Source organism: Burkholderia sp. Tr-20390, assembly GCF_017104595.1.
Taxonomy (GTDB): domain Bacteria; phylum Pseudomonadota; class Gammaproteobacteria; order Burkholderiales; family Burkholderiaceae; genus Burkholderia.
Map to the genome: position 1 here is coordinate 1 of NZ_JAAGPC010000195.1, position 15,992 is coordinate 15,992.

Sequence of the window (15,992 nt, forward strand, 5' to 3'; positions counted from 1 at the left end):
GATCTGGCCACCGCGCAGCGCGGCTTCCCGCTCGCCGACGCGCCCGTGTCGGGCGGCACGGGCGGTGCGCAGGCCGGTACGCTGACCTTCATGGTCGGCGCGGACGCCGCGCTGTTCGAGCGCATCCGCCCCGTGCTGCTCGACATGGGCAAGAACGTCGTGCAGTGCGGCGGCACGGGCACCGGGCAGATCGCGAAGATCTGCAACAACCTGCTGCTCGGGATCTCGATGATGGGCGTATCGGAAGCGATGGCGCTCGGCGCGGCGCTCGGGATCGATCCGGCCGTGCTGGCCGGCATCATCAATACGTCGACCGGCCGCTGCTGGAGTTCGGACGCGTACAACCCGTATCCGGGCGTGAGCGACACCGCGCCGGCCGCGCGCGGCTATGCGGGCGGGTTCGCGGCGAACCTGATGCTGAAGGATCTCGGGCTCGCGACCGAAGCGGCGCGCAGCGCGCACCAGCCGGTGTGGATGGGCGCGCTCGCGCAGCAGCTCTATCAGTCGATGAGCCAGCAAGGGCTCGGCACGCTCGACTTCTCCGCGTGCGTGAAGCTGTACGAGGCGCAGCCGGCGTAACCGCCGCCGCCTGCACCGGACGTGCGTCGACCCGCGATGTGCCTGAACGGCATCGCGGGTCGTTTTGCATGCGGGGGAAGGAAAACGTGCGGCACGGACGCGGCGTCAACGCCGCCGGTCGCTCAACCGCGCGGGTTCGACGCCGTCTCGAAGGTCGGATGGCACTCGAACGCGAGTTCGGAGCGCGCGCCGACCCGGCTGCCGCTGGTCAGCGATTCCTGCTTCATGCTCGCGCGCATGCCGCGCTGCGTGCAGTAGTTGGTGGCTTCGTCGACGGCCTTCGTATGGGCATCGGCCCACGTCGTCGACACGCCGACCGTGCGCGTCGTCACGGTAAACACGTTCGGGTTCGACGTCGCGGTCACGTCGGAAGCGGTCGAACACGCGGCGAGCAAGCATACGGCAGCCGCGACGGTCAACCATCGCAAGGTTCGAAAGGAAACTGGAATGGACATGGGGGGCAGGCGCGCGCCGTTCGACGCGCATTGAGCAACATAGGCGACAGTATGCCTGCTCGATCGCCGGAGATCATGCCCCTTTCAGTGAACACATTGTTTCGAATGGTTAAACGATGATGAAAATGGGGCAATATTTCCGCCCCCGTTCCGGGCCAGATCGCGTCAGCGGGTAGTTTTGCCCGGTTGCCCGGTTGCCCGGTTGCCCGGTTGCCCGGTTGCCCGGTTGCCCGGTTGCCGGTTGCTGGTTGCTGGTTGCTGGTTGCTGGTTGCTGGTTGCTGGTTGCTGGTTGCTGGTTGCCCGCAGCCCGTTGCCCGTTGCCTGGCGGCCGATCAGTGTGCAACTTCCTGCCGGATTCGTGCCGACGCCTCCGCCAGGTTCCGCCACGCCGGCTGCCCCGGCGCGTAGCGCGCGCGGATATACGCGGCCAGCTCGGCCATCTGCCGGTCGTCAAATGCATCGCCGAAGCCCGGCATGTAGCCGAGTTCGCCGGTGGCCGGCTGGTCGATCCCGTGATGCAGCACGCGCAGCAGGTTGTCCGGCGCGGCTTGGCTGACGCTCGTGTTGAGCCCCATCAGCGGGCGTACGCCGAAATGCCCAACGCCGCCCGATTCCGCATGACACACCGCACACGCGGCGTCGAACGCCCGGCGACCGTTCTCGAGGCCGAGCGTCGTGACGGCTTCCGCGCCGCGCGCCTGCCGGGCGGCCGCGTCGGCGACGGCCGCTGCGTCGACGGGCGGCGACAGCGATGCGAGATAGTGTGCGATCGCCTGGACGTCGGCCTCCGGCAGCGCCGCGAGCCCCGCGACGACGGGCGCCATCGGCCCGGCCGCGACGCCATGCTGCGCGGAAAAGCCCGTGCGCAGGTAGTCGAACAGCGCACCTTCGGTCCACGGCACCGGCGAAGCCGGCGACGCGACGAGCGGCGGCGCGACCCAGCCCTCGGCCTCGCCGCCCGACAGGTACGCAACACCGCCCTTCTCCGCACCCAGCGCATTGCGCGGCGTATGGCACGCGCCGCAGTGCCCGGCGCCGTCGACCAGATACTTGCCGCGATTCCACGTCGCGGAGCGTGCCGGGTCCGGCGCGAACGGCCGCGCATCGTGAAACAGCCAGTTCCACCCGGCGACGAGGCGCCGCTGGTCGAGCGGAAACGGCAGCTTCGTCTTCGGCGGCACGTGCTTCACCGGCGGCTGCGACATCAGGTACGCATAGAGCGCGAGCAGGTCGGGTTCGCTCAGCTTCGCGAACGCCGTGTACGGGAACGCGGGGTACAGGTGCGTGCCGTCGCGCGAGATGCCTTCGCGCATCGCGCGCGCGAACGCCGGATACGACCACGTGCCGATGCCGGTGTCCGGATCGGGCGTGAGGTTCGTCGTGTAGATCGTGCCGAACGGCGTATCGAGCGCGAGCCCGCCCGCGTTGGTCGCGCCGCCGGGCGCCGTGTGGCACACCGCGCAGTCGCCGGCGAGTGCGACCAGGCGGCCGCGCTCGAGCGTCGCCGCGCTCCACATCGCACCGTCCGCGCCGCCGGGCGCAACGGGTGCGATCGACGTGGGGCCCGGCAGGATCGCGCAGGCCAGGCCGATCAGCCCGCCGACCACCCCGCCCACGCCGCCGCCGGCCAGCCAGCGGCGCCAGCGCGATGCGCGACGCGGGTCGCTGCGCCCCGCTTCCGCGGAATCGGCCGGCACCGGTCGCGCAAGCGCCGCGCGAATGCGCTCGGCATCGAACGGCGGTGCGCGAAACCGCACGCCCGTCGCGTCGTACAGTGCGTTCGCGATCGCCGCCGCCGCGGGCGCCGCCGCCTGCTCGATCCGGCGCGCATCGTACCGTGACAGCGCGCCGTGCGTGCGATGGGCCGTGTCCGTGTCGTCGGACGCAATCAGTTCATGAGCGATCGCATCCGGCTGCGCACCCATGCCGGTTTCGTCGTGCGCGGGCCGCGCGGACAGGCGCGCGCCCATCACGCGCGAAATCGCCGCCTCGATCTGCCATGCGGGCAAGCCGGCCATCGACGCGTCGCCCGGTGTGCCGGCACCCTGCCCAGCCACGACGCGCCGCACCGCGACGTCGCCCGTCGCGCGGTCGACGTCGAGATCGACGACCCATGCGGACCAGCGCGCATCGCCGTCGCCTGTCGCGTCGGCAGCCGATGGTGTGTTGCCGGAAGACGCTCCAGCGCCATCGAAAGCGAAGCCGCGCCCGCTCAGGCGCGCATGGGCATCCGGGGCGACCGCGGCCGGCGCGCCCCATGCCGCACGCTCGCTGACCATCCGGATGATCTCGCGCGGCCCGGCGTCCCGCGCCGCGTCGAGATGCTGCAGGCGCAACGCGACCGGATCGCGCCGCAACGCGCCCGCGAGTTCGTCGACGAAGGATTCGCGCGCGAACACGTGCGCGTGTCCGGGAATCGCGTGACCGGCATCGGCGAGTTCGATCGACGTCTGCGCGTGCCGGTAGACGAACGGCTCGGCCGGGCCGGTATCCGCGCGCTCGGTCTGCGCACCGTGCGGCGCGTGACGATCGTCGGTGGCCGCCTGCGCGCGATAGCGCCAGGTCGTCATCCGCCCGTCGGCCGCGATCCGCGTTTCGACGTCGAGCGATACCTGCGCGTCTGCCTGCGCATTGCCGATCGGCCAGGTGTAGCGCGCGCGGTGTGCGCGCAATGCATCGGTGCCGGCTGCATCGCGCGGCTCGGGATCCGTCACGCGCGCCGACTCGACGGGCAAACCCGCGTCAGGCTTCATCGCCGCCTCGCAGGTAGCGTGCCGCGCGATGCACGGCCCGGATGATTTCCAGGTGCGTGCCGCAGCGGCACAGATTGAAGCGCAACGCATCGCGGATCGCCGCATCGTCCGGCGCGGGATGGCGGTCGAGCAGCGCCTTCGTGCTCATGATCATCCCGTTCAGGCAATAGCCGCACTGCGCGGCCTGCTCGTCGATGAACGCGCGCTGGATCGGATGCGGCGCGTCGTGCGACCCGAGCCCTTCCAGCGTCGTGACGTCGCGCCCGTGCGCGGCGGCGGCGGGCACGACGCACGAACGCGTGGCCTGCCCGTCGACCAGCACCGTGCATGCGCCGCACTGCCCGAGCCCGCAGCCGTACTTCGGGCCATTGAGCGCGCAGTCGTTGCGCAGGACCAGCAGCAGCGGCGCGTCGGGCGCGGCCTCGACGAAGGTGTGCGGCGTGCCGTTCACGCGAAACGCCAGCGGCCGCGACGGGGAAGCGGGATGGGACATGAAGGGATCCGGAATGCGGCGGGCGACCGGCAGCGTGCACTGCCGCCGGCGCGCGCCTGACATATAACACGCCGAAAAACACATGGCCCGGCACATCGGCGCTCGCGACGCCGACGGCGCAGCACCGGCCGGCGCGGGCACCGCGTACGCGTCAGGCCACGGCCGCGACGCTGTTGCGCGACGGCGAGACGAGCGGCACGTCGAACACGTCGTAGCCGAACACCCACGACGGATCCTCGTTCGTGCGCAGCCACGTGTTGTTGTGCGACACGAGCTGCACCTTCGACGCACGCGCCGCGCGATTCGCCTCGTACAGCGCGAACGCACCCGCGTAGTCGCTGACGCCGACTTCATCGAGGCAGCGCGCGAGCATCGCCGCATCCTCGATCGCCATCGCCGCGCCCTGCGCCATGTGCGGTTTCATCGGATGGCACGCGTCGCCGAGCAGCACGAGGCGGCCGCGGCTCCACAACGGCAGCGGATCGCGCTCGAGCAGCGGCCACTTGGTGATCGACGGCGACACGTCGATCAGGTGCTGGATGTCGGCATGGAAACCCGCGAACGCCTCGCGCATTTCGTCGCGGCTGCTGTCGACCATCGACACGCCTTCGGGCCATTCGGCCTGCGGCACACCGGTCACGTAGTAATACTCGTCACGCTTCTCGGTCACGTAGTAGACCATCATGTGGCGATCCTCCGACCACCACTTCACGCACATGTCGTACGGCTTGTTGCCGAGCAGCGACGCCGGGAACACCGCGCGGTGCGCGACGTAGCCCGTATAGCGCGGCGGTTCCGCGCCGAGCAGGTGCTCGCGGATCCGCGAATTCACGCCGTCCGCGCCGATCACGATGTCGGCCGTCTCGACGCTGCCGTCGGTGAACGTCAGGCGCACCGCGTCGCCGGTGTCCTCCACCGCCGCGAGCCGCTTGCCGAAGCGGATCGTGCCGGGCGTCACCGCCTGCGTCATCAATGCATGGAAATCGCCGCGATGCACGGTCAGGTAGCTCGCGCCGTAGGCGTTGCGCGCGTAGTCGCCGAGCGGGATCTGCGCGAGCACGTCGGCCGTCTGCCAGTCGCGGCTGTACCAGTAATCCGGATGCGAACCCATCGTCTCCAGCGCGTCCTCGCAGCCGATGCGCCGCATGATCTTCATCACGTTCGGGCCGAGGTGGATGCCCGCGCCGAGGCGCGAGAACGCCGGCGCCTGCTCGTACAGCGCGACGTCGTAGCCGCCGCGCTGCAGCAGCGCCGCGGCGGCCGTGCCGCCGAGACCGGCGCCGATGATTGCGATACGGGGTGTGCTCATGCGGATCTCCTGATCGTGGGCCCGTGGCCGAACGCGGCGCGAGAACGGGCGGATTGAATGGCGTTTATGTAGCGTACACACTCAATTTATTCAGGACAAGCGGATTGTCGCCAGCGGCAACGGCATTCGGGAAAACACCAATAATTCCATGAATACCCCCACAAAAAAGCGATAAACGCAAGATCGACGTCATTTTGATCCATTGCCATTTTCAAATGTACACACTAGACTTTGCTCGACATCCGGCGATCCCGCACCCGCGTGCCGCCCCACCCTTACCGACACGGAGCCTTCCGTCATGAGCAAGACCTACCGCATCGGCCAGATCGTGCCGAGTTCCAACACGACGATGGAAACCGAGATTCCCGCGATGCTGCGGCTGCGCGAAGCGATCCGCCCCGAGCGCTTCACGTATCACTCGAGCCGGATGCGGATGAAGAAGGTCGTCAAGGAAGAACTCGCGGCGATGGACGCCGAATCCGACCGCTGCGCGGTGGAACTGAGCGATGCACGCGTCGACGTGCTCGGCTACGCGTGCCTGGTCGCGATCATGGCGATGGGGCACGGCTATCACCGCGTGTCGCAGGCGCGCCTGACGAAGCACACGGCGGACAACGGCGCGCAGGCGCCGGTGCTGACGAGTGCGGGCGCGCTCGTCGACGCATTGAAGGTGATCGGCGCGAAGCGGATCGTCGTCGTCGCGCCGTATATGCTGCCGCTGACCGAACTCGTGGTCGACTACATCCGCAACGAAGGCTTTGACGTGCTTGCGTACCGCGCGCTGGAGATCCCCGACAACCTCGACGTCGGCCGCCACGACCCGGCGCGCCTGCCCGACATCGTGAAGACGCTGCCGTACCAGGACGCCGATGCAATCGTGCTGTCTGCCTGCGTGCAGATGCCGTCGCTGCCGGCCGTCGCGAAGGTCGAGGCGATGACGGGCAAGCCCGTGATCACGGCCGCGATCGCGACGACCTACGCGATGCTGCGCGAGCTCGACCTCGAACCGATCGTGCCCGGCGCCGGCGCGCTGCTGTCCGGCGCGTACTGAGCGCGGCCCTTTCGACGGAGTCCCTTCATGCCCTCGACTTTCCTGTATGGCGCGAACATTCGCGCGAACGGCATCCGCCAGCACTACCTGCGCTACGGCGGCGCGACCGGCGCGCGCGCCTCGCGCCCGGCGATCGTGCTGATTCCCGGCATCACGAGCCCCGCGATCACGTGGGGTTTCGTCGGCGAAGTATTCGGCGCGGCGTTCGATACCTACGTGCTCGACGTGCGCGGCCGCGGGCTGTCCGACGCGTCGCCGTCGCTCGACTACCGCCTCGATGCGCAGGCCGACGACGTCGCGGCGCTCGTCGCCGCGCTCGGCCTGCCGCGCACCAGCCTCGTCGGCCATTCGATGGGCGCGCGAATCGCCGCGCGCGCCACGCGGCGCGGCATCCACGGGCTCGAATCGGTCGTGCTCGTCGATCCGCCCGTGTCGGGCCCGAACCGCCGCGACTATCCGGGCAAGCTGCCGTGGTACATCGACTCGATGGCGCTCGCATGCGCCGGCACCGACGCCGAAGGCATGCGCGCGTTCTGCCCGACCTGGACCGACGCCGAGCTGCGGTTGCGCGCCGAATGGCTGCATACCTGCGACGAGCGCGCGGTGCGCGCGTCGTACGAAGGCTTTCATACCGACGATTTCCACGCGGACGCCGCGCAACTGGCCGTGCCGTCGCTGCTGATCACGGCCGAGCGCGGCGACGTGGTGCGCGATGACGACGTCGCCGAACTGCAGCGCGCAACGCCGTCGATGCGGCACGTGCGCGTGCCCGACGCCGGCCACATGATTCCGTGGGACAACGCAGCGGGCTTCTACGCGGCGTTCGGCGACTTCCTCGGCGCGCCGCTCGCGGCCTGACCCTGACCTCCCTTCCCCTCACGCCTTTACCGGAGCCGACGATGCCAGTCAGCGATTCCCAACTGATCGACGCGTGGAAGCAGGTGCTCACGCTGTCGCGCCTCGAACCGGGCCAGACCGTCACCATCCTGACGAGCGCGGCCACCCATCCGCAGACGCTGTCGTGCGCGCTGATCGCGACGCAAACGATGGGCGCGATCGTCAACCGCCTCGACTTGCCGCCGGTGAACGGCGACAAGGCGTTCAGCCGCGACCCGCTCGCGTATCTCGGCACGACGCCGCTGACCGGCAACAAGGCCGCGATCGCCGCGCTACGCGAGAGCGACCTCGTGCTCGACCTGATGACGCTGCTGTTCTCGCCCGAGCAGCACGAGATCCTCAAATCCGGCACGAAAATCCTGCTCGCGGTCGAGCCGCCCGAAGTGCTCGTGCGGATGGTGCCGACGCTGGCCGACCGCACGCGCGTGCTCACCGCGGCGAAACAGATCGCCGCCGCCCGCGAGATGCGCGTGACGTCGGCGGCCGGCACCGCGCTCGTGTGCCCGCTCGGCGAGTTCCCGCCGACGGCCGAATACGGCTTCGTCGACGCGCCGGGCCGCTGGGACCACTGGCCGAGCGGCTTCGCGCTGACCTACCCGAACGACCGCACCGCGCGCGGCACGATCGTGATCGACCGCGGCGACATCCTGCTGCCGCAGAAGCACTACGTGCGCGAACCGATCGCGCTGACCGTCGAAGGCGGCTATGCGACGCGCATCGAAGGCGGCGTCGACGCCGACCTGCTGCGCGACTACATGGAGACCTTCGCCGACCCCGAAGGCTATGCGATCTCGCATATCGGCTGGGGGCTTCAGCCGCGTGCGCGCTGGTCGACGCTCGGGCTGTACGACCGCGAGGCGACGATCGGGATGGACGCGCGCGCGTTCGAGGGCAACTTCCTGTTCTCGCTCGGCCCGAACAACGAAGGCGGCGGCAACCGCACGACCACCTGCCACATCGACATCCCGCTGCGCCGCTGCACCGTAGAACTCGACGGCGAGACCGTCGTGCGCGACGGCCGCGTGATCGATCGACCCGCTCAACCCGCCTGACCGACGAGTGCCCCACACCATGAACGATCTTTCCCGTCACGCCGAAGCGAACGTCTATCGCCAGCAGGGCTTCGGCACGCCGCTGCCGCCGCACGGCAACATCGGCCTGCTGATCGTCGATTTCGTGGTCGGCTTCGCCGATCCCGCGACGTTCGGCGGCGGCAACATCGCGCCCGCGATCGCGCGCACGACGCGTGCGCTCGCGCTCGCGCGCGAACGCGGCTGGCCCGTCGCGCACAGCCGCATCGTGTACGCGGACGACGGCAGCGACGACAACGTGTTCTCGCTGAAGGTGCCCGGCATGGCGACGCTGACCGAGCACCACCCGAACAGCGCGATCGTGCCCGAGCTCACGCCCGCGCCCGGCGAGCTCGTCGTGCGCAAGACCGTGCCGTCGGCGTTCTTCGGCACGCAACTGGCGCCGTGGCTCGCGCAACGCGCGGTGCAGACGCTGCTCGTCGCGGGCGCCGTGACGAGCGGCTGCGTGCGCGCGAGCGTCGTCGATGCGATGTCGCACGGGTTCCGTCCGCTCGTGCTGGCCGACTGTGTCGGCGATCGCGCGATCGCGCCGCACGACGCGAACCTGTTCGACATGCAGCAGAAATACGCGGCGGTGATGCCGCTCGACGATGCGATCGCGGCGATCGATGCGGTGCAGGCACGCGCACGCTGAATCGTCACGGCGGGCCGGCGGCGTGACCGGCCGGCAACCGCCCGCGCGATTGACGCTGCGCTTTTGGCGACCTAGATTGGGGGCGCGCGCACTCGCGACGGTCACCGGCATGGCGCTCCGTGCACACCGCGAGCAGGACGCCCGGGCCGCCGGCGACCTCGCGCCGCGTACGCTGCATCCGGCCGCGCGCCGCCTCTCCCTCGACAGGATCCTTCATCCGTGAACCGCTCCGAACTGCTCGCGCGCAACGGCTGCCTCACCGTGATCCGGCCGCCCGCGCCGCCCGTCAAGCCGGCGCCCGGCCAGCCGGGCAGCCTGTCGTCCTACGTGCCGGCGCTGCCGGAAGTATTCGTCGCGATCCTCGACGACGGCCGCATCCTCGCGTTCAACGGTCACGTCGATCTCGGCACCGGCATCCGCACGTCGCTCGCGCAGATCGTCGCCGAGGAACTCGACGTGCCGGCCGCGCGCGTGACGATGGTGCTCGGCGACACGGCCGCGACACCGAACCAGGGCCCGACCATCGCGAGCGCGACGATCCAGATTTCCGCGACGCCGCTGCGCTGCGCGGCCGCGCAGGCGCGGCATGCATTGCTGGCGCTCGCGGCCGAACGCTTCGGCGTCGATGCGGAACGGCTGGCCGTCGACGATGGAACGATTTCGTCCGATGGACAGGCGATCACGTTCGCCGCGCTCGTCGCCGCGCACCGGATCGCGCTGACGCTGGACCTGAACACCCGCACGAAAGATCCCGCCCTGTACCGGATCGTCGGCAAGCCGTCGCCGCGCGTCGACCTGCCCGCGAAGGCAACCGGCCAGCTCACGTTCGTGCACGACATGCGCGTGCCGGGCATGCTGCACGGCCGTGTCGTGCGGCCACCCTATGCGGGGCATGACAGCGGCTCGTTCGTCGGCACGTCGCTCGTCGACGTCGATCGCGCATCGGTGGCCGACGTGCCGGGGCTCGTGGCCGTCATCGCGATCGGCGATTTCGTCGGCGTGGTGGCCGAGCGTGAGGAACACGCGATCCGCGCGGCGCGCCAGCTGAGGGTGACATGGCGTCCGCTCCCCGCGCTGCCGCCGCTCGACGAACCGTCTGCCGCGATCGCCGCCGCGCCGGCCAGACGCCGCGTGCTGCTCGATGAAGGCGACGTCGACGCGGCGCGAGCGCAGCCCGACACGATCACGCTGTCGCGCACCTACGCATGGCCGTTCCAGATGCACGGCTCGATCGGCCCGTCCTGTGCGCTCGCCGACTATCGCGAGCCGGGCAACGGCCGGATCACCGTGTGGTCCGGCACGCAGAATCCCGTGTCGCTGCGCTATGACCTCGCGACGCTCGTCGCGCGCGACGAAGCCGATTTCGACGTGGTGCGGATGGAAGCGGCCGGCTGCTACGGCCGCAACGGCGCGGACGACGTGTGCGGCGACGCGCTGCTGCTGTCGCGCGCGGTCGGCCGCCCGGTACGCGTGCAACTGTCGCGCGCCGACGAACATCTGTGGGAACCGAAAGGCGCGGGCCAGCTGATGCAGGTGACTGGCACCGTCACGCGCGACGGCCGCCTGCTCGGCTACGACTTCACGACGCGCTACCCGTCGAACGACGCGCCGCTGCTCGCGGCGCTGCTGACCGGCGCGATCGCGCCCGCGCCGCGCGTGTTCGAGATGGGCGATCGCACGGCCGTGTCGCCGTACGCGAGCCCGCATCGCCGCTTCGTCTGCGAGGATCTTGCCCCGCTCGTGCGTGCGTCGTGGCTGCGCGGCGTGTCGGCATTGCCGAACTCGTTCGCGCATGATGCGTTCGCCGACGAATGCGCGGCGCTGACCGGCGTCGACCCGCTTGCGTTCCGGCTGCGCCACCTGCAGGACGCGCGCGCGACCGAACTGCTGCAGGCCGTGGCCGATCGTGCGGGCTGGACGCCACGCGTGCGGCGCACGCCGCATGAACCCGAGCCGTCGCGGCTGGTGCGCGGCCGCGGAATCGCCTACGCGCGCTACGTGCACAGCCGCTTCCCCGGCTTCGGCGCGGCGTGGTCGGCATGGGTCGTCGACCTGAGCGTCGATCGCGTATCGGGCGAGATCCGCATCGAACGCGTCACGGTCGGCCAGGACACGGGCACGATGATCAACCCCGATGGCGTGCGCCACCAGATCCACGGCAACGTGATCCAGGTATTGAGCCGCACGCTGAAGGAGCGCGTGCGCTTCGCCGACGGCAAGGTTGCGTCGCGCGAATGGGCGAGCTATCCGATCCTGACCTTCGCGGAAGTGCCGGACGTCGATGTCGTGCTGATGCCGAGGCAAGGCGAGCCGCCGCTCGGCGCGGGAGAATCGGCGTCGGTGCCGGGCCCGGCCGCCGTCGCGAACGCGTTGTTCGATGCGACCGGCGTGCGGTTCTACGCGCCGCCGTTTACGCCGGAGACGGTGCGGGCCGCGTTACGCGAAGCAGGCCGGTTGATGACGGCCGACGCGGCCGGTGCGCAGGCGGCAACCAGCACGGCTTGAAGGCTGCCGGCGCATCGCCGGATCAATCCGGCCGACGAACGGGCCAACAAGCGGCGGACCAGACGGGCATGCCACCTCGCGCGCGACACGCATCACGCGTCGCCGTCCTCTTCCATCATCTTGCGCAGCAGGAACTGCAGCGCGACCCGCTCGCCCGGATTGAGCGCGCCATACGTGCGCTCCGTCACCTGCCGCGCGAACGGCACCGTGCGGTCGATCAGCGCGAGGCCGGTCGCGGTGGCGCGCACGATCAGCTTGCGGCCGTCGTTCGGATCGGGCAGCACCTCGATCAGCGCGCGCGCCTTCAGCCGGTCGACCACGCCGCGAATCGTCGCCTGGTCGATCGCGGTCGCCTTGACGATGTCGTTCAGCGAGCACCCCTGGCGCTCCTTGACCGCGCACAGCGTGACGAACTGCGCGGCCGTGAGATCCGAATCGGGGATCGCTTCCTGGAAGATCGACACGTGCCGCTGATACGCGCGGCGCAGCAGGTGACCGACCTGATCGTGAAAGTCGTAGGAATCCTTCGAAGACGCCATGAAAGTGCAGGCCCGCGCCGCATGTAAGGGAAAGACAAGCAGTGTACACCCTCAATTTGGCACGACCGGCAGCCGGGGGCCGCTTCATTGCGGTGCATCAGGATTCGCGGCACCCGGGGCGCCGCGTGCCTGACGATCGCCTGACGGCTGCGCGTTGCCCGCCGGGTACGGCGCAGCGACGGCAGGCAATGCGCGTTCGAACCCGCTGCCGAGCACGTGCTTGCGTGCATCGGCAGACTTTCGTGCACACGCTGTATTTTTAAGCGCATACGCACGAATTTTGTGCATGACTTTGCGCGTTGGCGCCCTCTTTAAAACCGCGTTCATTTCCCCAAAAAACCTCATCAAACACACGGCTTTTCTCACGCAAACGCTTGCCTTCGCGCGGCCGGAATCGTGCCTGTGCGATTCGGTATTTTCTAGTGTGTACGCTATTTAATTGCCGTGATATACAGACTCCAGTGCGCAGCGGAACGCCCGCTCGCGTCGATCGGCCACCCATTCATCCGTCACATTCGAACAGGGGCAATCCCATGTCTACCGCACACCCGAGCGCCGCCGTTTCCCCCGACGATGCGCTGCACGGCAATCTCTATCGCAAGGTCACGCTGCGCCTGATTACCCTCTTCTGCCTGTGCTACTTCGCGGCCTATCTCGACCGCATCAACATCGGGCTCGCGAAACTCCAGATGCTCGACGCGCTGAAGTTCAGCGATACCGTGTACGGGCTCGGCGCCGGCCTGTTCTTCGCCGGCTACATCCTGTTCGAAGTCCCGAGCAACCTGGTGCTGCAACGCGTCGGCGCGAAGCTGTGGATCGCGCGGATCATGATCACGTGGGGCCTGCTGTCGGGTGCGACGATGTTCGTGCACACGCCGATGCAGTTCTACGTGGTGCGCTTTCTGCTCGGCGCGGCCGAGGCCGGCTTCCTGCCCGGCGTGCTGCTGTACCTGACGCAGTGGTATCCCGATGCGCGCCGCGCGCGGATCGTCGCGCTGTTCATGGTCGGGCTGCCGCTGTCGAGCATGATCGGCAGCCCGATCTCCGGGTGGATCATGCGCGCGTTCGACGGCACGCACGGGCTCGGCGGCTGGCAGTGGCTGTTCCTGCTCGAAGCGCTGCCGTCGGTGCTGCTCGGCTTCGCGGTGCTGCGCTGGCTGCCGAACAGCATCGAATCCGCGCCGTGGCTGAACGCCGACGAGAAGCACGCGTTGCGCGCGAACCTCGATGCCGATCCGTCCGGCAACAAGAGCCATGCGCTCGGCAAGGCGTTCTCCGATCCGAAGGTATGGGCGCTCGGCCTGATCGACCTGTGCGTGCTGCTCGGCCTCTATGCGGTGAGCTTCTGGCTGCCGACGATCCTGCGCGACACGGGCGTGAAGGATGCGTATCACATCGGCTGGCTGATGGTGATCCCGAATGCCGCGGCCGTGCTCGCCACGCTGTACTGCGGCGCCAGTTCCGACCGGGCGCGCGAACGCCGCTGGCATATCGTCGTGCCGTTCATGGTGTCGGCCGTCGCGCTGGCGATCGCGGCCTCGTCGTCGCACGGCACGTTCGGCACGGTGCTGCTGTTCTCGCTGATCAACGCGGGCGCGGCCGCCGCGATGCCGGTCGTCTGGGCCTTGCCGTCGACGTTCCTGAAGGGCTCGGCCGCCGCCGGCGGGATCGCGTTCGCGTGCTCGATCGCCAACCTCGGCGGGTTCGGCAGCACCTACTTCATCGGCTGGCTGCGCGACACGTTCCATTCGCAAAGCGCGGGGCTGTACGGTTTCGCCGCGTGCATGGTGGTGGGCTGCGCCCTCGCGCTCGCCTATCCGGCCCGGCTCGTGAACCGCTGACGCAGCGCGTCGCGCGCGCGACGCGGTCATTTTTACAACCGGCAACCGCGCCGAGCCCGCGGTTCGCCCCGCCCCCCCTCTCACCCCGCGCACGCCGCCCCGCCGGCGCGTGCGCGCCGCCTGCCGCCCCCTTTCCCGCCCCCTTCCCGACGCCGTTCGCCGCACAGGCACATCGCTTGCGTCATCCACGCGCCCGCCGCTCCGGCGGACGGCATCCTTCCTTCAACCGGCGCTGCGCACCGCGCGACCCTTCGCGCGGCGATCCCGCATCGCAAGCAGGTTCCCTGAACGAGAGGACAACATGAAATCAATACGAACGCTGGTCGCCCTTTGCTCGGTCGTCTCCGTGCTCGCAGCGTGCGGCGGCGGCGACGACGCCGGGACCGAACTCGGCATCTCGAAGCCGCAGGCGCGCTTCATCAACGCGGTGCCGGCCGGCCCGAACCTCGACTACTACCTGAACGCGAAGCTCGATCAGGGCAATATCGCGTACAAGGGCGTGACGCGCTATCACGACGTCGACTCGGGCACGCAGAACGCGAGCTACGACGTCTCCGGCACGACGACGACCATCGCCGCGCAATCGTTCAGCGCGGCAAACGGCCATCACTACACGACGATCGCGCTGCCGAGCACGACGTCGCTGATCTCCGTGATCGACGATCCGTACGCCAAGGGCCTGCTGTCCGACAAGGCGCGCGTGCGCAGCTTCAACGCGTCGCCGAATGCGCAGAACGTCGACGTGTACGTCGTGCCGCCCGGCACCGACATCACGACGCAAAGCCCGACGCTCGCGGGTACGGCCTACCAGAACGCGGTGCCGGCATCGACGCAGGATTCGATCTACCTGAACGGCGGCAGCTACCAGGTGATCGTCACGACGGCCGGCAGCAAGACGCCGATCCTCAAGACCGCGCCGGTCACCATCAACAACAACGCCGACTGGCTGCTGCTGACGATCCCGTCGGGCGGGGTCGGCGACGTGACGCCGAACGACATCCACGTGCTGGTCGCGCAGGGCAACGACGCCGATGCGTCCGCGCAGGAACTCGGTCCGCAATAAGGACCGCTCATGATGGCTGCGGGCGGCGCGATCGTGCCGCCCGCAGCCTCTTCCCGTCACGTGGTCAGTCGTTCCGCTCCAGGACGATCACATGCTCGGCGCGCGTGCCGTCGCCGTGCTCGACGTCGACATCGCCGACATGGCGTACACGCCAGCCCGGCCGCGTCGCGATCTGCGGCATGTTGCCGGACGGGCGGCTCTCGATCCCGCCGAGCCCTTCGTCGGGCGTCTCGACCGCTTCGTCGAGCGACGCGTTCGAATAAATCACGTTGTCGTGCCACTTCGACGCGCCCGCGGCGGCTTCCATGCCCTTGCCGTCGACGTCGACCGTGTTGTCGGTCATCGCCATGTTCGCGTTGTCGAGCGTCGGGATCCGGGCGGCCGCTCGCCGCACGGGGTCGCCGCTGTCGGGCGCCTGCGTGCCGCGCTCGATCGGCGGCAAGCCGGTCGGCATTTTCCCGGCAATCTTCTCGGGCGTCAGCGGACGCTGCGCGACCTGCGCCGCCTGGGTTGCCGCATCGGGCATGTCGCCGGCCGCCGGCGTCTTCACCGGGCTCTTCTCGATCTGTTCCCGTTGCTGTTCCGGGGTCGGGTTCGATTCCGCGTTCTGCATTGCACCTCCTTCTCCGGCCGGCGCGCGCCGGCATCAGGGCCGTCGCCGCCGGTCCGGGAATCGCTACAACGGTCCTTGCAAATCTTTCATGGGCTTGGCCGACGCGCACGTCTCCGGGCGCACGTGCCAGGCCGGCACGGCACCCTTCATACAGACGGCGCCCGCGCG

At 69.4% G+C, this 15,992-nt stretch carries 14 protein-coding genes; 8 read left to right on the top strand and 6 right to left on the bottom strand.

All coding sequences use genetic code 11. The features are described 5' to 3' along the window. Positions 1-579, top strand: a 579-nt coding sequence (locus G3N98_RS33130) for an NAD-binding protein (protein WP_206150546.1), incomplete at its 5' end; no start/stop codon positions are given. 122 nt (positions 580-701) lie between these two features. Here G3N98_RS33130 and G3N98_RS33135 read toward each other — a convergent pair. The 4 genes from G3N98_RS33135 to G3N98_RS33150 form a co-directional block, all read right to left on the bottom strand. Further along, the gene (locus G3N98_RS33135) at positions 702-1,034 is read right to left on the bottom strand and encodes a hypothetical protein (protein WP_089474557.1); all 333 of its coding nucleotides are present in this window, start codon (positions 1,032-1,034) and stop codon (positions 702-704) included. A 333-nt stretch (positions 1,035-1,367) separates the two neighbouring features. Next, complete coding sequence (locus G3N98_RS33140) at positions 1,368-3,788, bottom strand: c-type cytochrome (RefSeq protein ID WP_206150547.1); 2,421 nt, start codon at positions 3,786-3,788, stop codon at positions 1,368-1,370. Further along, the gene (locus tag G3N98_RS33145) at positions 3,778-4,281 is read right to left on the bottom strand and encodes a (2Fe-2S)-binding protein (RefSeq protein ID WP_175239450.1); all 504 of its coding nucleotides are present in this window, start codon (positions 4,279-4,281) and stop codon (positions 3,778-3,780) included. The genes G3N98_RS33140 and G3N98_RS33145 overlap by 11 nt, the downstream gene beginning before the upstream one ends. Before the next feature lie 151 nt (positions 4,282-4,432). After that, complete coding sequence (locus tag G3N98_RS33150) at positions 4,433-5,590, bottom strand: FAD-dependent monooxygenase (protein WP_206150548.1); 1,158 nt, start codon at positions 5,588-5,590, stop codon at positions 4,433-4,435. Between the two features lie 298 nt (positions 5,591-5,888). Between G3N98_RS33150 and G3N98_RS33155 the strand changes: the two genes are divergently transcribed. From G3N98_RS33155 to G3N98_RS33175, 5 genes are all read left to right on the top strand, one after another. Continuing rightward, the gene (locus G3N98_RS33155; protein WP_060212471.1) at positions 5,889-6,641 is read left to right on the top strand and encodes an Asp/Glu racemase; all 753 of its coding nucleotides are present in this window, start codon (positions 5,889-5,891) and stop codon (positions 6,639-6,641) included. Between the two features lie 27 nt (positions 6,642-6,668). Continuing rightward, positions 6,669-7,499, top strand: a complete 831-nt coding sequence (locus G3N98_RS33160) for an alpha/beta hydrolase (protein WP_206150549.1) — start codon at positions 6,669-6,671, stop codon at positions 7,497-7,499. 41 nt (positions 7,500-7,540) lie between these two features. After that, positions 7,541-8,590, top strand: a complete 1,050-nt coding sequence (locus G3N98_RS33165; RefSeq protein ID WP_206150550.1) for a 2,5-dihydroxypyridine 5,6-dioxygenase — start codon at positions 7,541-7,543, stop codon at positions 8,588-8,590. A 19-nt stretch (positions 8,591-8,609) separates the two neighbouring features. Next, positions 8,610-9,263 carry an isochorismatase family protein gene (locus G3N98_RS33170; RefSeq protein ID WP_089427863.1) on the top strand — a complete coding sequence of 218 codons (654 nt, stop codon included), beginning with the start codon at positions 8,610-8,612 and terminating at the stop codon, positions 9,261-9,263. Positions 9,264-9,482: 219 nt separating this feature from the next. Beyond that, positions 9,483-11,768: a molybdopterin cofactor-binding domain-containing protein gene (locus tag G3N98_RS33175; RefSeq protein ID WP_206150551.1), complete on the top strand. Its 2,286-nt coding sequence runs from the start codon at positions 9,483-9,485 to the stop codon at positions 11,766-11,768. A gap of 92 nt (positions 11,769-11,860) precedes the next feature. Here G3N98_RS33175 and G3N98_RS33180 read toward each other — a convergent pair whose 3' ends face one another. Next, positions 11,861-12,307, bottom strand: a complete 447-nt coding sequence (locus tag G3N98_RS33180) for a MarR family winged helix-turn-helix transcriptional regulator (RefSeq protein ID WP_046549825.1) — start codon at positions 12,305-12,307, stop codon at positions 11,861-11,863. 533 nt (positions 12,308-12,840) lie between these two features. On the opposite strand from G3N98_RS33180, the gene G3N98_RS33185 reads away from it, so the two are divergent. Together G3N98_RS33185 and G3N98_RS33190 are read left to right on the top strand one after the other, a co-directional pair. Next, a complete protein-coding gene (locus G3N98_RS33185; protein WP_124585761.1) occupies positions 12,841-14,148 on the top strand; it encodes an MFS transporter in 1,308 nt (435 codons plus the stop codon). 301 nt (positions 14,149-14,449) lie between these two features. Continuing rightward, positions 14,450-15,211: a DUF4397 domain-containing protein gene (locus G3N98_RS33190; RefSeq protein ID WP_206150552.1), complete on the top strand. Its 762-nt coding sequence runs from the start codon at positions 14,450-14,452 to the stop codon at positions 15,209-15,211. Between the two features lie 64 nt (positions 15,212-15,275). On the opposite strand, the gene G3N98_RS33195 is transcribed toward G3N98_RS33190, so the two are convergent. Further along, positions 15,276-15,824: a DUF3005 domain-containing protein gene (locus G3N98_RS33195; RefSeq protein WP_175239456.1), complete on the bottom strand. Its 549-nt coding sequence runs from the start codon at positions 15,822-15,824 to the stop codon at positions 15,276-15,278. Positions 15,825-15,992: the final 168 nt, after the last annotated feature.

What these genes read in the sequence shown, in the direction of transcription:
- G3N98_RS33155 (WP_060212471.1), top strand. Translation starts at nt 5,889, where the DNA reads ATGAGCAAGACCTACCGCATCGGCCAGATCGTGCCGAGTTCCAACACG.
- G3N98_RS33140 (WP_206150547.1), bottom strand. Translation starts at nt 3,788, where the DNA reads ATGAAGCCTGACGCGGGTTTGCCCGTCGAGTCGGCGCGCGTGACGGAT.
- G3N98_RS33190 (WP_206150552.1), top strand. Translation starts at nt 14,450, where the DNA reads ATGAAATCAATACGAACGCTGGTCGCCCTTTGCTCGGTCGTCTCCGTG.
- G3N98_RS33195 (WP_175239456.1), bottom strand. Translation starts at nt 15,824, where the DNA reads ATGCAGAACGCGGAATCGAACCCGACCCCGGAACAGCAACGGGAACAG.
- G3N98_RS33145 (WP_175239450.1), bottom strand. Translation starts at nt 4,281, where the DNA reads ATGTCCCATCCCGCTTCCCCGTCGCGGCCGCTGGCGTTTCGCGTGAAC.
- G3N98_RS33170 (WP_089427863.1), top strand. Translation starts at nt 8,610, where the DNA reads ATGAACGATCTTTCCCGTCACGCCGAAGCGAACGTCTATCGCCAGCAG.
- G3N98_RS33165 (WP_206150550.1), top strand. Translation starts at nt 7,541, where the DNA reads ATGCCAGTCAGCGATTCCCAACTGATCGACGCGTGGAAGCAGGTGCTC.
- G3N98_RS33180 (WP_046549825.1), bottom strand. Translation starts at nt 12,307, where the DNA reads ATGGCGTCTTCGAAGGATTCCTACGACTTTCACGATCAGGTCGGTCAC.
- G3N98_RS33160 (WP_206150549.1), top strand. Translation starts at nt 6,669, where the DNA reads ATGCCCTCGACTTTCCTGTATGGCGCGAACATTCGCGCGAACGGCATC.
- G3N98_RS33150 (WP_206150548.1), bottom strand. Translation starts at nt 5,590, where the DNA reads ATGAGCACACCCCGTATCGCAATCATCGGCGCCGGTCTCGGCGGCACG.
- G3N98_RS33185 (WP_124585761.1), top strand. Translation starts at nt 12,841, where the DNA reads ATGTCTACCGCACACCCGAGCGCCGCCGTTTCCCCCGACGATGCGCTG.
- G3N98_RS33135 (WP_089474557.1), bottom strand. Translation starts at nt 1,034, where the DNA reads ATGTCCATTCCAGTTTCCTTTCGAACCTTGCGATGGTTGACCGTCGCG.